We start from the raw sequence: 14,781 nt of genomic DNA on the forward strand, positions 1-14,781 counted from the left end.
TTCATCAAATTTGCCTGTTTGACGACACCACTGACACCCTCACACCGGCCAGCCGTGGCGGCGCAGGGTGGTGGCGATCTTGTCCGGGGCCTCGGGTCTGCCTGCGTTGATCGACATCTGTTGCAGGAACCACCAGACGTAGCCTTCGAAATCCGGGAATTGCGTGATCGCCTTGAACGCCTTGTCCTCGCCGTCCTTGGGCACGTTCCCGGCGATGTGGTGAAAATCGATCTGGGCAAAGATCACGGCGGGTTTGCGAAACAGGAAGCCCGACAGCGCAACGGATGAATTCTGCGTCACGACGGCAGAACAGCCCGGCAGGATCGCGGTCATCGGGCGGGCGCTGATGCTGACGTTGTCGTATTTCTCCTCGATTAGATGCAGCGCTGCGTGATCGTCCTTTGTATAGCTCTCGTTGGGGTGCAGCGTCAGGATCACATCGCGGTCGGGAAACCGTTCGGCAGTGCGTTTGATCATCTCGATCGGACTGCATGACTGGAACGACCGGTGTTCGCGCACCATCCCCTGCAGCGGCATATACAGCGGTCCGTGCCGCGTGCTGTCCTCGGCCAGACCGGGATACAGCCGCTTGCGCCAGAAATTGAAAAAGCGTGTCGCCTCCTTGCGGTCGATCTGCGCCTTGTCGAAACGGGACAGCGCCACATCCCATTCCCAGCGCCGGGCCGATGTTTCGATTTGCCAGAACGGGTAGAAATAATTGCGCCGCAGGGTCAGGGCACGCGGATGCGTCGGTTCATCCATGTGAAACAGCGAATAGCCGGGCCGCCGGGCCGAGGCATTGCGCGCCGTCAGCGTATTGGGTTCAAAAAAGACGCGCAAACCGGCGTCAGTCAGGCATTTGGCGACCAGACCGATGAAATTATGCTTGCCCGCCCGCGCGCTGTTTAGCAGCCCGGGATCCAGATAGAATACGACGTCACCCGGTTGATCCATAACAGTATTCTGACCCAGCCACCCGGCGCAAGCAAGCCTCGGGGTTGCCGCACCCGGACCGCCCGACCATATAAGCCACAACGCAAATGGCGACAGGATAGCGACATGGACAGCGATCAATTCCCCGGCTGGCACGGCACCACGATCATAGGCGTGCGCAAAGGTGGCAAGGTTGTGATCGCGGGCGACGGGCAGGTCAGCCTGGGCCAGACCGTGATCAAGGGCACCGCCCGCAAGGTCCGCCGCCTGCAGGTCAAGGGTGCGGATGTCGTCGCAGGCTTTGCCGGATCGACCGCCGATGCCTTTGCCCTGCTCGAACGGCTGGAGAAAAAGCTGGAGGCAACACCGGGTCAGTTGCAACGCGCAAGCGTCGAACTGGCCAAGGACTGGCGCACCGACAAATACCTGCAAAAGCTGGAAGCAATGCTGATCGTCAGCGACGGTACAGATCTGTTTGTCATCACGGGTGCGGGCGACGTGCTGGAACCCGAACACGACGTGACGGCCATCGGATCGGGCGGCAATTACGCGCTGGCCGCAGGACGCGCCTTAATGGACAGCGACCTGGACGCAGAGGCGATCGCCCGTCGCGCCATGGCGATTGCGTCCGACATCTGCGTCTACACCAACGGCAACCTGACCGTGGAAACCGTCGGCGGCTAGCGCATGAGGTATCCGTGATCCGGTTTTTCGGAACTGGATGGAATGCTCGGGGATTGTCCTGCTGAAACGGATTACGAAAGGACAATCCATGAAACTGAATGTCAGTGATACCGGCGGCACGGGCCGCCCCGTCGTTCTGATCCATGGCTGGCCGCTGTCGGGCAAAGCCTGGGAACATCAGGTCGGCGCACTCAAGGACGCAGGCTACCGCGTCGTCACTTATGACCGTCGTGGGTTCGGTCAGTCCGAGAAGCCGGGCACAGGGTTCGACTACGACACCTTGGCCGCCGATCTGAACGGCATCATGGAAGATCTGGACCTACAGGACGCCACGCTGATCGGTTTTTCGATGGGCGGTGGCGAAGTCGCGCGGTTTATTCCGAACCATGGCGAAAGCCGGTTGCGCAGCGTGGTGTTTGCCTCTGCCGTACCGCCCTACTTGCTGCAGACCGACGACAACCCCGACGGTCCGCTGACGCAGGACGCAGCAGATGAATTCGAGAAAAACCTGACCGGGGATCGCGACGCGTTCTTTGACGGGTTCACCAGTGATTTCTTTACCGCCAACGGTGCGTTGAAGGTGTCCGAAGAAGAACGCCAAAAGGCGCTGACTCTGTGCAAACAATCCTCTCAGGATGCGGCACTCGGTTGCATGAAGGCATGGGCGACCACGGATTTCCGCGATGACTTGAAAAAGATCACGGTCCCCACGCTTGTCCTGCACGGCACCGACGATGGTATCGTGCCGATCGAGGGAGCAGGCCACCGCACGCACAAGGCGGTTGCGCAGAGTGAACTGCACGAGATCAAGGGTGCACCGCATGGCTGCAATGTCAGCCACGCCGCAGAATGGAACCAGGCCGTTCTCGACTTCTTGGCAAAGTGACGCCCGATCCGGACCCCTTGCCAAAAGGGGTCCGGGTTGCCAGTTGAGTGGCACAAGAAGGAAAGTGACCACTATGACCGACCTCACACCGCGCGAAATCGTATCCGAACTGGACCGTTATATCATCGGCCAGAATGACGCCAAACGCGCCGTGGCCGTGGCCCTGCGCAACCGCTGGCGGCGCAAGCAGTTGGGCGACGATCTGCGCGACGAGGTCTACCCCAAGAATATTCTGATGATCGGGCCGACGGGCGTCGGGAAAACTGAAATCAGCCGCCGTCTGGCGAAACTGGCACGCGCGCCCTTTATCAAGGTTGAAGCCACCAAATTCACCGAGGTCGGCTATGTCGGGCGCGACGTGGAACAGATCATCCGCGATCTGGTCGATACCGCCATCATCGACACCCGCGAACACATGCGCGAAGACGTCAAGGCATCCGCGCACAAGGCCGCCGAGGAACGCGTGATCGACGCCGTCGCAGGCGAAGGTGCGCGCGAAGGCACGCGCGAGATGTTCCGCAAGAAACTGAAGGACGGCCTGCTGGACGACACGATGATCGAGCTGGAACTGAAGGATACGTCGAACCCGCTGGGCGGTATGGACATCCCCGGCCAGCCCGGCGGCATGGGCGGCATGATGAACCTGGGCGAGCTGTTCGGCAAAATGGGCGGCGGTCGCACGGTGAAAAAACGCCTCAGCGTTGCCGACAGTTATGACGCGCTGATCGCCGAAGAGGCGGACAAACTGCTAGACGATGAAATCGTCACCAAGGCCGCGATGGAGGCGGTCGAACAATCCGGGATCGTATTTCTGGACGAAATCGACAAGGTCTGCGCCAAGTCTGATGCACGCGGTGCCGATGTATCACGCGAGGGCGTGCAGCGCGACCTGCTGCCCCTGATCGAAGGCACGACCGTCAGCACCAAGCACGGCCCGATCAAGACCGACCACATTCTGTTCATTGCATCAGGCGCATTCCACGTCGCCAAACCGTCCGACCTGCTGCCCGAATTGCAGGGCCGCCTGCCGATCCGGGTCGAATTGCGCGCCCTGACTGAGGACGATTTCGTTCGTATCCTGACCGAAACCGACAATGCGCTGACGCTGCAATATTCCGCCCTGATGAAAACAGAGGATGTGACCGTCACATTCACCACCGACGGCATCGCGGCATTGGCCAAGATCGCGGCAGAGGTGAACGAAAGCGTTGAAAACATCGGTGCGCGCAGGCTCTATACCGTGATCGAACGGGTGTTCGAGGATCTGTCCTTTACGGCACCCGACCGCGGCGGCGAGGAAATCGCGATCGACGAAGCCTTTGTCGAAAAGCACCTTGGCGAAATGGCACGCAGCACCGACCTGTCGCGTTACGTGCTTTAGGGCTTTTCTTTCTCATCTAGCGGCGCGACGAAGGGCACATGAATTTTGTGTCCTTTGTTCGCACCAACTGGTTGTTCCTGCTGGCGGGTTTCATCCTGACGCTGACGTCGTCCTATGGGCAGACGTTCTTTATCTCGCTGTTTGCAGGCGGGATCATGGACGATTTCGGCCTGACGGACGGGCAGTGGGGCGGGCTATACACGCTGGGCACCACCGCGTCTGCGATCACGATGATCTGGGCCGGCACGCTGGTCGACCGGTTCAGGGTGCGTGTCATCGGCACGCTGGTCTTTGCAGGGCTGGCAGCCGCCTGTTTTTTCATGGCCGCCGTGCCAAATGCTGCACTGCTTGTGCTGGCAATCTTTTTCCTGCGGTTGTTCGGGCAGGGCATGTCCAGTCATCTGGCCACCGTATCCATGGCGCGCTGGTTCGTGGCGGGCCGTGGCAAGGCGCTGGCCGTGGCATCCATGGGCTATTCCGTCGGTCAGGCCGTGCTGCCGATTGTTTTCGTGGCCCTGCTGATCACGACAGACTGGCGGACACTGTGGGTGGTGGCAGGCGTGATCGTCGTCGTCACAATCCCGCTGATGGGCCTGTTGCTGCGTCAGGAACGCACGCCACAATCACTGGCAAAGGATGAACAGGCCGCCGGCATGCACGGACGGCACTGGACACGCGCCGATGTATTGCGGCATCCGTTGTTCTGGTTGATGGTCCCTGCCCTGCTGGGACCACCCGCCTGGGGCACTGCGCTGTGGTTCCAGCAGGTCCACCTGACCGAGGTCAAAGGCTGGACACTGGCAGGTTTCGTCGCCCTTTTTCCCCTGTTCACAGTCATCAGCATCGCATCGAATTTCGCGACCGGCTGGGCCATCGACCGGTTTGGATCAGGCCGGATCGTGCCGTTCTACATGCTGCCCTTTGCGCTGGCCTTTGGCATCATCGCGCTTGCGCCGTCGATCCCGATTGCCGCGTTGGGCATGGCTGTGCTGGGGATTGGTCAAGGCCTGCAGTCCACCCTGCCCGGCGCGTTCTGGGCGGAATTCTACGGCACGCGCCACATCGGCGCGATCAAGGCGGCAGCGGCCGCCATTATGGTGTTCGGATCGGCCATCGGGCCGGGCGTCTCGGGGTATCTGATCGACTGGGGCGTCGATTTCCCCGCACAAATGATCGGCTATCTTGTGTTTTTTCTGATCGCGGCGGCCATGGCCACACTGGGCGTCACCCGCGCCCGCGCATCACTTGCGACGACGTAGATATACGTAATAGGCCCCGTCCCCACCGTGTTTCAGATGCGCTGGACGCACCTCCAGCACTGCGGGACCAATGGGCGGCAGTTGCAGCCACTGCGGCACCTGACGGCGCAACACACCGCGCCCGCCGGCCCAGTCGTCGCTGGATTTCCCCTTGCCCGTAATCACCAGCACCAGCCGCTTGCCCGCTGCCTGAGCATTGAGAATGAACGCGATCAGTTCGGGATAGGCTTCGTCCCGATACATGCCGTGCAGGTCCAGACGGCCTTCAGGCTTTAGCTTACCCGATTTCATCCGCATGAAATTCTTGGCGTCCATCTGGATGGGCGCGCGTTGCAGGCGTTCGCGCAGTGGCGGCAGAATGTCGTTGGGGCGTGTCACGTCGGCTGTCATCCCGACGGTGAAATCAGGCAAATCGCGCTGAGGCACGACGCTGGGCGGGCGTTTGGGTGGGGCCTTTGCCTCCGGAGCGGGTTTGGGTTTTTTCGGATTCAGCGGTTGCGCCTGCCTTGCGACATGATCCCAGATCGCGCGCTCTTCGGGTGACAGGTGGCGCGGGCGGCGCATCAGAAACTGACCCGTGGCTCTGTCTTGGACAGGGCGTAGTCGATGGGCATAAGGACGACCATGCGGCCACCGTCCTTGATAGCACCAGCCGCCGCACCTGCTGCATCGCCAGTGCCGTAGAAAATGTCCGCACGCTGCGCACCCTTGATCGCGGACCCGGTGTCCTGTGCGATCATCAGCCGATTGATCGGGTCACGGCCCTGCTTTTCGATCCAGACAGGCGCGCCCAGTATCGTGATGCTGGGATCGACCGCGATGCTGCGTCCCGTGGTGATCGACCGGTTCATGGCACCAAGCGGGCCAAGATCAGCAGGCACCTCGTTCACCTCGCGAAAGAAAACGTATGAATCGTTCAACCACAGCAGGTTGCGGCCCTCGACCGGGTTATCGCGCACCCACTGACGGATCGTCGGGGCAGATACCTGATCCAGCGTGAATTCGCCACGTTCAACGAGGGCCATGCCGACCGAGGTATAATCGCGCCCGTTCTTGCCAGCGTATCCCACGCGGATGATGCCACCATCAGGCAGACGGATGCGCCCTGACCCCTGCACCTGTAGAAAAAACAGATCGACCGGATCAGCCAGCCACGCGATTTCCAGCCCCTGACCCGCGAAGGGCAGGTCCTCTTCGATCTCGCGGCGTGAATAGATGCCTTCCAATCCATCACCGGGCAGCGCGTAAATCGGATAGCGATAGGTCTCGGACGGTTGCAGCGCACCGCGTATTTCCGGCTCGAAGTATCCGGTAAACAGCATCGGCGTACCGTCCTCGATCAGAACGGGCTTGAAAAACGTCTCAAAGAAATCGCGCGCGGCCGGACCGTCCTTTGCAAAGGCACACAGCCGCTGCCAGTCGGTCCGGTCGATATCGCCGCAGGTGTTCGTGAAAACCTCCAATGCGGCGGCGTGGTCATCGTCGTCCCAGCCGTTCAGGTCACCGAAGTCGAGGATCGTGTAAGTCGGTTCTGCCATAACCGTCCCCGTCCAGGCCAGGAACGCCGACAGCGCCCACGCCGGTTTCGCCATCATTCCGTTGCGACAAGGCGCCAGTTGGGATCGCCACTGTCCATCACGCGCGCAAAGGTCCAGACGTCCTTTTGCTTTTTGATCGCGTTGGGATCACCATCGACGATGTCGCCGCCATGATCGCGCACGACATAGGCCAGTTCACCGCCAAAGCGGATCGTCAGCTCGGCTTCCTTGGTGGACTGATCGAACGTCGCGTCGCGCAGCTTCAACTCGCTGATACCCACGAATGTTGCATCGACGGTCAGCCCCTTGTCGGCGCGATCATGGATCACCGAGGTAAAGGCCGCTTCGATGTCTTCGGAAATAAATGGTTTTACCTCGTCCAGATCGCCGCGTTCGAATGCCATCAGGATCATTTCATAGGCCTGACGCGCACCGCTCAGAAACTCGCCCACGTTGAACGACGGGTCGATGCGTTTCATCTCGGCCAGGGCCAGCGCCGTGGACGTACCTTCATCGGCGTGGTCGATGATATCGCGGTCAGGGCCGCCCTCGATCACCTCAAAGTCACGCTTGGCCGGTGCGGGCTTGTCCAGTGGGACGGGCGGTTTTTCAAACCCTTCGCGGGTGCCAAGCACACCGCGCAGACGCAACACGAGGAAAATCGCGATGCCTGCAAGGACGAGTAGCTGGATAATGGGTCCGTTCATATTGGTCCTCTTGCCGCCGGATGGCTGGTAACTTTTGGGTCTGAACTTATGTAGGTGTCAGTTGCGGCCAAGTCCACCTGTGGCCGCCCCCTGTGACCAAAGGACCGAAAATGTACCTTTTGCTGGCGTTCATTGCCGTCCCGCTGATCGAAATCGCCCTTTTCATCCAGGTTGGTGGTGCTATCGGGCTGTGGCCCACACTGCTGATCGTCCTGTTGACAGCAATCTTGGGCAGTTGGCTGGTCAGATCGCAGGGTGCGCGTGAATTGAACCGGTTGCAATCGTCGTTTTCGCAACTGTCAGACCCGTCGGAACCCCTGGCGAATGGTGCGATGATCCTGTTTGCGGGTGCATTGCTGCTGACACCGGGGTTTTTCACCGACGCCGTCGGCTTTTTCTTGCTGATCCCGTCCGTCCGGCACCGCGTTTTTCTGGCGATCAAGGCGCGTGTGAACGTGCAGCGGTTCCAGATGGGCACGCCACCACATCAATCACCCCGCCCCGACGATACGGTGATCGACGGCGAATACAGCACTGTCGACGAGGACAAGAAACCAACGCACCGTCCGTCCGGCTGGACGCAGCATTGAGCCTGCGGCATCGCCCTGCTATGCCTCACGCCAACCTAATTTGACGGAGACACTCCATGGCCGATACGCCTGAAACGACACCCGCCGCCGACGCCCCCCAACAACCGCCGCAGGTCAGCAACCGCATCGTCACGCAATACGTGCGCGACCTGTCGTTCGAAAACATCCTTGCGCAAAAGGGGATCAAGGGCGACGCGACGCCGGAAATTCAGGTTCAGGTCAACGTCGACGCCCGCAAGCGCGGGACTGACAACCAGTTCGAAGTCATCACCAAGCTGAACATCACGTCCAAGACCAAGGATGCCGGTGAGCCGCTATTCATCCTCGAGTTGGAATATGCCGGCGTGTTCCAGATTTCCGGCGTGCCAGAGGACCAGATGCATCCGTTCCTGCTGATCGAATGCCCGCGCCTGACGTTCCCTTATATCCGCCACATCGTCGCCAATGCCACGCGCGAAGGCGGTTTTCAGGCGCTGAACCTCGAACAGATCGATTTCGTGGCGCTTTATCGCGCCCAATTGGCCGCCCGCATGGAAGCCCAGAAATCCCAGGCCGAAAAAGCGCCGATCAACTAAGCCGTCAGGCCAGCTTTTTCCAAAGCGCGCCGTCGCCCAGACTGTCAACAAATGCAGTATGGGCGGCGGTTTCCGCATCCGTGATGCGCGACGGCAAGGGTGTTTCGCGTGGGTAGGCCCGCCATTCGCCTGGCTCAGAAGTCTGGGTTTTCTGGCTGCTTCTGCCTTGCAGCACCAGATCGGGTTGCCGGCCACCGATCAATTCCAGATAGACCTCTGCCAGAATTTCAGAGTCCAGCAACGCCCCGTGCAAGGTGCGTGACGAATTGTCGATCCCGAACCTGCGGCACAGCGCATCGAGTGACGCAGGCGATCCGGGGAACCGGCGACGCGCGATGTCGAGCGTATCAAGTGCCTGATCCATCGGCAGCAACGGGCGGTTCAACCAGCCCAGTTCGGCATTGAGGAATTTCATGTCAAACTTGGCGTTGTGGATCACCATTTTCGAGTCACCCACAAAATCGATGAAATCCTGTGCGATATCCTTGAAAACCGGCTTGTCGCGCAGAAAATCGTCGCCCAGACCGTGCACCTCGAACGCGGCCTGCGGCATCGTGCGCTGCGGGTTGATATACTGGTGATAGGTCCGGCCGGTCGGCATGTGATTGATCAGCTCGACTGCGCCGATTTCCACGATCCGGTCGCCCTCTGCAGGCTCGAATCCAGTGGTTTCAGTGTCTAGAACGATTTCACGCATGGTCAGGCCCGGTCAGATCCAGGATCAGGTTTTGCACAGCCTGGCGTGTGTCGTCCAGTGTGCGCGTCTCGATCACGAAATCAGCGCGTGAACATTTTTCTGCGTCAGGCATCTGACGCGACCGGATCATGTCAAACTGCGCCTGCGTCATGCCGGGTCGCGCCAGAACACGTTCTGCCTGGATGTCAGGCGGGACTGTGACGACCAGTGTGCCGTCCAGCCAGGCTTCGGCGCCACCTTCGAACAGCAGGGGTATATCAAACACCAGCAACGGGTCCGTTTTTGCAGCGATGAACGCGGCCCGGTCAGCCGCGACGAGGGGATGAACGATCCGTTCCACCCGGTCCAGCGCGGTTGCGTCGGACTGCATGATGGTCCGCAGGGCAGGGCGGGACACTGCACCATCCAAAATCGCGTCGGGGAAAACTGCGCCGATCGGTGCAACAGCAGCACCGCCCGCAGCATACAGCGCGTGCACGCTGGCATCTGCATCCCAGACCGGCACACCGGCGTCGCGAAACATCTGTGCGGTCGTGCTCTTGCCCATGCCGATCGACCCGGTCAGGCCAAGCAGATAGGTCATCCCAGAACGGCCGCGCGCAAGGCGTCGTCAACCTCTGGCCGTGTGCCGAACCAGCGTTCGAAACCGGGCACGCCCTGATGCAACAGCATGCCCAACCCATCGACCGTGACGCAGCCGCGCGCGGCTGCCTGTTCCAGCAGGGGCGTGCGCAGCGGTTTGTAAACGATGTCTGTCACGACAGTATCGGCGGACAGACCATCCAGAGAGAGCTTCAGGTCAGGCTGGCCTGTCATACCCAAGGAGGTGGTGTTGACGATCAGATGCGCCTCGGCCACGGCATCCTGGGCCTGCACCCAATCGACCACCTTGATCCGGGTGCCGAATTCGGCACGCAGCGCCTCGGCCTTGGGCCTTGTCCGGTTGGCGAGCAGGATCTGCGGCACACCAGCATCGGCCAGCGCCACGATAATCGCCCGCGCCGCACCGCCTGCGCCCAGAACCAGCGCGGGCCCGGATGCAGCCGACCAGTTCGGTGCACCCTGTTTCAGGTTGGCCATGAAACCGTAACCGTCAGTGTTGTCGGCATGAATCTTGCCATCAGCGCGAAAGATCAGCGTATTCGCGGCGCCGACAAGGATCGCGCGGTCGCTCAGGTGATCCGCGATCTGCAAGACCGACGTCTTGTGCGGAATGGTGACATTGGCCCCGACAAAACCCATTTTCGGCAACGCGCGGATTACGGTTTCCAAGGATCCTTCCGACACTTGCAGCGGGACGTAGTCACCGGCGATCCCGTAGCGGTTCAGCCAGTATTTGTGCAGGCGCGGCGACGCGGAATGACCGATTGGAAAACCGATCACACCGGCAAGAGGAATGGCAGGATGTGTCATCCGGGCAGTGTCCCGCGCAGCGTCAGATAAGACAAGAGGTCGAGCAGCGGCAGACCGAGCACATCGAAATAATTCCCCTCGATGCGATGAAAGAGCCGCACCCCCTCTGCCTCGAGCTGGTAGGCACCCACGCAATGGCGAATGTCATCCCAATTGCGTTGCACATAATCGGCCAGATAGGCGTCGCTGGCATCACGCATGTGCATGCGAACCACGCCGACATGGCGCCATTGCGGCGCGTTGTCGTGATAGATCACGGCAGCGGACAGCAATTGATGCCGCTGCCCGCGCATTGATTTCAACTGTTCAAGCGCCTGTTCGGGTGTTTCGGGCTTTGCCAGCACATCCTGTCCAAAGGCGAGAACCTGGTCGCAGCCGACCACCAGGGCGTCAGGATGGCGGGACGACACCTTGGCGGCCTTCATCTCGGCCAGGGCATCGGCGATGTCACGCGGCGGCGCACCCGTGTGCTGAAGCGACAGACGCATCGCATCCTCGTCCACACGGGGTTTTTCAACTGCAAAGGAAACACCCGCATTCCGCAGGAGCGTCGCGCGGATCGTGGAACCGCTGGCAAGGATCAAATCATCGGGCATGGGGATAACTGAAGGACATTTTTGGGTGAAACGTCAAGCTGAGGCAAACAGCCGAGGAGTGGTCGACGCAGCGCGGTGAACCCGGGACAACTGGGGGGATTCGTTGCGGTCATCCTCATGTGGACGGGATAACTTTGGGCTGTGCACAATGTCCCTAAAAAGCGAGAGTCAAGTCTTGAGAAAGTGTAAACTGAACGAAGATCGTTGGTTATGTTATTGTTTTAAGATGTTTTTCTGATCTTACGTTGAGTTTGACCTATGATAAAACGGTCCTTGGTCTATGGATAAATATGTTGATGAAAAATCGATCCCCAGATTCTTGGCAACCTACATAAACATCATCTTTCTTTTCTTTCTTTATTATTGAAAGAGTAGGGCAGACTGGACGAGGATAACCAATGAACTGGCTCTTGCCTTACTACGACTGGATCAAAGCCCTGCACATCATGGCCGTCATTGCCTGGATGGCAGGTCTATTCTATCTGCCAAGATTGTTTGTCTATCACGCTGAACGCGCAACTGTGGGGTCGGAACTGGACCAGACGTTCAAGGTAATGGAAGAAAAGCTGCTTCGCGTGATCATGAATCCAGCCATGATCACGGCATGGATTTGCGGGATCCTGCTGATCGGCATGGGTGGCCTGGATTTCGGTGCCGTCTGGGGTTGGGCAAAACTGTTGGCCGTGATCGCCATGACAGTCGCGCATATGTGGATGGCCGCCCGTCGCAAGGAATTTGCAGCCGGCACCAATACCCGGTCCGGCAAGACCTACCGGATCGCAAACGAGGCGCCGACGATCCTGATGATCGTAGCGGTGGTCGCAGTGATCGTTCGCCCGTTCTGATCTGCGTTGACTTTTCGGGGTGCTGCGCTTAACTGCCGCGCAGCGCGCCCGTCCGGGCATCCCGCTTTCCCAGTTTGATCTTTTTGAAACGCCAGTGCGCTGGCGTCTGGAACCTTGCACATGTCCGAACACCGTCTGAACCTCGCCGATCTCAAGGCACAAAGCCCCAAGGACCTGTTGTCCATGGCAGAAGAGCTTGAGATCGAGAACGCATCCACCATGCGCAAGGGCGACATGATGTTCGCCATTCTGCGCGAACGGGCTGACGAGGAGTGGTTGATCGGCGGCGACGGCGTGCTGGAGGTTTTGCAGGACGGTTTCGGGTTTCTGCGGTCGCCCGAGGCAAACTATCTGCCGGGTCCCGATGATATCTATGTCTCGCCCGAGATGATCCGTCAGTATTCGCTGCGCACCGGCGACACCGTCGAGGGCACGATGAAAGAGCCCAATGACAACGAGCGCTACTTTGCGCTGAAGACGGTCGAAAAGATCAATTTTGAAGACCCCGAAAAGACCAAGCACAAGGTTGCATTCGACAACCTGACGCCACTGTATCCTGACGAGCGCCTGAAGATGGAAGTCGACAGCGAGCACGACAAGAAGGATCGGTCGGCGCGGATCATCGACCTGGTGTCACCCATCGGCAAAGGGCAACGATCGCTGATCGTGGCACCGCCGCGCACGGGTAAGACGGTGCTGTTGCAGAACATCGCCCATTCGATCGAACGCAATCATCCAGAGTGCTATCTGATCGTTCTGCTGATCGACGAACGCCCCGAAGAAGTTACCGACATGCAGCGGTCCGTCAAAGGCGAGGTTGTATCTTCGACATTCGACGAACCTGCGACGCGCCACGTTGCCGTGTCTGAAATGGTGATCGAAAAGGCCAAGCGCCTGGTCGAGCACAAGCGCGACGTGGTTATCCTGCTGGATTCGATCACGCGCCTGGGCCGTGCATTCAACACGACCGTGCCGTCGTCCGGCAAAGTGCTGACGGGTGGTGTGGACGCCAACGCATTGCAACGCCCCAAACGTTTCTTTGGTGCTGCCCGCAATATCGAAGAGGGTGGGTCGCTGACCATCATCGCAACCGCGCTGATCGATACCGGTAGCCGGATGGACGAAGTGATCTTTGAAGAATTCAAGGGCACGGGTAACTCGGAAATCGTGCTGGACCGCAAGGTTGCAGACAAGCGCGTGTTCCCTGCGATGGATATCCTCAAATCCGGCACCCGCAAGGAAGAGCTGTTGGTCGAAAAGTCAGATTTGGCGAAAACCTATGTCCTGCGCCGCATCCTGAATCCGATGGGCACCACGGATGCCATCGAATTCCTGATTGGCAAGTTGAAGCAGACAAAGACGAACTCGGACTTCTTTGATTCGATGAATACGTAGCCTTATCAAGGGGTTATATATGGATACGATCTTCGCCTTGGCGTCCGCACCGGGGAGGGCAGGCGTATCCGTGATCCGTATTTCGGGACCAGATGCGGTCACTGTCGCATCTGGCCTGATGGCAAACGTACCGGAAAAACGTGGATTGCGTCGTCTGGTTGATGCCGACGGTGTCCTGCTGGACGAAGCCTTGGTGCTTCGGTTTGCGCGCGGTCACAGTTTTACCGGCGAAGATGTCATCGAACTGCATTGCCATGGCAGCACTGCGATCATCGCTGCCGTAAATTCCCGATTAGCGTCGTTGGGCGCAGTGCCAGCCGGCCCTGGTGATTTTACCCGGCGCGCGCTGGAAAACGGTTGTCTTGACCTCGCGCAGGTCGAAGGGTTGGCCGATCTCATTGATGCGGAGACCGAGGCCCAACGCAAACAGGCTGTGCGGGTCTTTAGCGGCGAGCTGGGTCAGCTTGCCGAGGGCTGGCGTCAAAACCTGATCCGCGCTGCCGCGCTGATCGAGGCAACGATTGATTTCGTTGATGAAGAGGTGCCGGTCGACGTCTACCCGGAGGTGAGGCAGCTCTTGGTGGGGGTCAAATCCGGCCTTGAAAAGCAGATCGCCGGATCTTTTGCCGCCGAGCGTGTGCGCACGGGCTTTGAGGTCGCTATTGTCGGACCGCCAAATATCGGAAAATCGACGTTATTAAACAGGTTGGCAGGGCGGAACGCGGCAATCACTTCTGAAATTGCTGGCACCACTCGCGACGTGATCGAAGTCCGGATGGAAATTGCGGGGCTGCCTGTCACGCTCCTCGATACCGCCGGAATTCGGGATACTGACGACATCGTCGAGAAGATGGGTGTCGATCTGGCACGTCAGCGCGCTGAAAATGCTGATCTCAGGGTTTTCCTGTCAGAAGATGGACAAACAACACCGTTTCCGCGACAGCCAACCGATCTGGTTTTGGTCGGAAAATCGTCCGCTGCAGGGGGTGTTTCAGGTTTGACTGGGGACGGTGTGTCGGAAATGATCCGCCAAATCGGTCAAGAGTTGAGCAGTCGATCAGCCAACGCTGGTCTGGCGATCCGCGAACGGCACCGCAGGCAGATGGTTTCAACGCTTGATCAGTTGAACCACGCTGAGGACCAGATGGCACTGGGCTTGCCTGTCGACCTGTTGGCAGAGGAATTGCGCAGCGCGGTCAGATCGCTTGACAGCATTGTGGGGAGGGTAGATGTAGAGGACCTCCTTGGCGAAATTTTCTCCAGTTTTTGTATTGGAAAGTAG

Annotated in this window: 17 protein-coding genes; 9 read left to right on the plus strand and 8 right to left on the minus strand. The window is 59.4% G+C overall.

Annotated features, from left to right (window positions below; translation table 11 throughout):
- Window positions 1–39: 39 nt before the first annotated feature.
- A complete protein-coding gene (locus LGQ03_RS08080) occupies window positions 40–954 on the minus strand; it encodes a capsular polysaccharide export protein, LipB/KpsS family (RefSeq protein WP_226747996.1) in 915 nt (304 codons plus the stop codon).
- Between the two features lie 105 nt (window positions 955–1,059).
- On the opposite strand from LGQ03_RS08080, the gene hslV reads away from it, so the two are divergent.
- The 4 genes from hslV (at window position 1,060) to LGQ03_RS08100 (ending at window position 5,143) form a co-directional block, all read left to right on the plus strand.
- Window positions 1,060–1,617 carry an ATP-dependent protease subunit HslV gene (hslV, locus tag LGQ03_RS08085; RefSeq protein ID WP_226747997.1) on the plus strand — a complete coding sequence of 186 codons (558 nt, stop codon included), beginning with the start codon at window positions 1,060–1,062 and terminating at the stop codon, window positions 1,615–1,617.
- 88 nt (window positions 1,618–1,705) lie between these two features.
- Window positions 1,706–2,503, plus strand: a complete 798-nt coding sequence (locus LGQ03_RS08090) for an alpha/beta fold hydrolase (RefSeq protein WP_226747998.1) — start codon at window positions 1,706–1,708, stop codon at window positions 2,501–2,503.
- A 73-nt stretch (window positions 2,504–2,576) separates the two neighbouring features.
- The gene (hslU, locus tag LGQ03_RS08095; RefSeq protein WP_090158121.1) at window positions 2,577–3,884 is read left to right on the plus strand and encodes an ATP-dependent protease ATPase subunit HslU; all 1,308 of its coding nucleotides are present in this window, start codon (window positions 2,577–2,579) and stop codon (window positions 3,882–3,884) included.
- A gap of 38 nt (window positions 3,885–3,922) precedes the next feature.
- On the plus strand, window positions 3,923–5,143 hold the full coding sequence (locus LGQ03_RS08100; protein WP_226747999.1) for an MFS transporter: 1,221 nt from the start codon (window positions 3,923–3,925) through the stop codon (window positions 5,141–5,143).
- On the opposite strand, the gene LGQ03_RS08105 is transcribed toward LGQ03_RS08100, so the two are convergent.
- From LGQ03_RS08105 to LGQ03_RS08115, 3 genes are read right to left on the minus strand one after another with little or no spacing between them, the layout of a single operon-like run.
- The gene (locus LGQ03_RS08105; protein WP_226748000.1) at window positions 5,126–5,707 is read right to left on the minus strand and encodes a Smr/MutS family protein; all 582 of its coding nucleotides are present in this window, start codon (window positions 5,705–5,707) and stop codon (window positions 5,126–5,128) included. The genes LGQ03_RS08100 and LGQ03_RS08105 overlap by 18 nt on opposite strands.
- The gene (mltA, locus tag LGQ03_RS08110) at window positions 5,707–6,681 is read right to left on the minus strand and encodes a murein transglycosylase A (RefSeq protein ID WP_226748001.1); all 975 of its coding nucleotides are present in this window, start codon (window positions 6,679–6,681) and stop codon (window positions 5,707–5,709) included. The genes LGQ03_RS08105 and mltA overlap by 1 nt, the downstream gene beginning before the upstream one ends.
- A 53-nt stretch (window positions 6,682–6,734) precedes the next feature.
- The gene (locus LGQ03_RS08115; RefSeq protein ID WP_090158118.1) at window positions 6,735–7,388 is read right to left on the minus strand and encodes a Tim44/TimA family putative adaptor protein; all 654 of its coding nucleotides are present in this window, start codon (window positions 7,386–7,388) and stop codon (window positions 6,735–6,737) included.
- A gap of 110 nt (window positions 7,389–7,498) precedes the next feature.
- Here LGQ03_RS08115 and LGQ03_RS08120 point away from each other — a divergent pair, with 110 nt between their 5' ends.
- Entirely contained in the window at window positions 7,499–7,978 is a 480-nt protein-coding gene (locus LGQ03_RS08120; protein WP_226748002.1) for an FxsA family protein, read from the plus strand.
- Window positions 7,979–8,034: 56 nt separating this feature from the next.
- On the plus strand, window positions 8,035–8,553 hold the full coding sequence (secB, locus tag LGQ03_RS08125) for a protein-export chaperone SecB (protein WP_226748003.1): 519 nt from the start codon (window positions 8,035–8,037) through the stop codon (window positions 8,551–8,553).
- 4 nt (window positions 8,554–8,557) lie between these two features.
- Here secB and dnaQ read toward each other — a convergent pair whose 3' ends face one another.
- Genes dnaQ through LGQ03_RS08145 form a run of 4 tightly spaced genes read right to left on the minus strand, consistent with a single transcriptional unit; the run spans window position 8,558 to window position 11,259 of the window.
- Window positions 8,558–9,250 (minus strand): DNA polymerase III subunit epsilon, encoded by a 693-nt coding sequence (dnaQ, locus tag LGQ03_RS08130; protein WP_090158115.1) that lies wholly within the window; start codon window positions 9,248–9,250, stop codon window positions 8,558–8,560.
- Window positions 9,243–9,833 (minus strand): dephospho-CoA kinase, encoded by a 591-nt coding sequence (gene coaE / locus LGQ03_RS08135; RefSeq protein WP_226748004.1) that lies wholly within the window; start codon window positions 9,831–9,833, stop codon window positions 9,243–9,245. Before coaE ends, dnaQ begins: the two co-directional genes overlap by 8 nt.
- Entirely contained in the window at window positions 9,830–10,663 is an 834-nt protein-coding gene (locus LGQ03_RS08140; RefSeq protein ID WP_226748005.1) for a shikimate dehydrogenase, read from the minus strand. The genes coaE and LGQ03_RS08140 overlap by 4 nt, the downstream gene beginning before the upstream one ends.
- A complete protein-coding gene (locus LGQ03_RS08145) occupies window positions 10,660–11,259 on the minus strand; it encodes a Maf family protein (protein ID WP_226748006.1) in 600 nt (199 codons plus the stop codon). Before LGQ03_RS08145 ends, LGQ03_RS08140 begins: the two co-directional genes overlap by 4 nt.
- 398 nt (window positions 11,260–11,657) lie before the next feature.
- On the opposite strand from LGQ03_RS08145, the gene hemJ reads away from it, so the two are divergent.
- The 3 genes from hemJ to mnmE all read left to right on the plus strand — a co-directional run bounded on the left by hemJ (window position 11,658) and on the right by mnmE (window position 14,781).
- On the plus strand, window positions 11,658–12,104 hold the full coding sequence (hemJ, locus tag LGQ03_RS08150) for a protoporphyrinogen oxidase HemJ (protein WP_226748007.1): 447 nt from the start codon (window positions 11,658–11,660) through the stop codon (window positions 12,102–12,104).
- Window positions 12,105–12,224: 120 nt separating this feature from the next.
- Complete coding sequence (gene rho, locus LGQ03_RS08155) at window positions 12,225–13,499, plus strand: transcription termination factor Rho (protein ID WP_090158110.1); 1,275 nt, start codon at window positions 12,225–12,227, stop codon at window positions 13,497–13,499.
- A gap of 19 nt (window positions 13,500–13,518) precedes the next feature.
- A complete protein-coding gene (gene mnmE / locus LGQ03_RS08160; protein WP_226748008.1) occupies window positions 13,519–14,781 on the plus strand; it encodes a tRNA uridine-5-carboxymethylaminomethyl(34) synthesis GTPase MnmE in 1,263 nt (420 codons plus the stop codon).

The organism is Loktanella gaetbuli (assembly GCF_020531945.1).
Classification (GTDB): domain Bacteria; phylum Pseudomonadota; class Alphaproteobacteria; order Rhodobacterales; family Rhodobacteraceae; genus Loktanella; species Loktanella gaetbuli.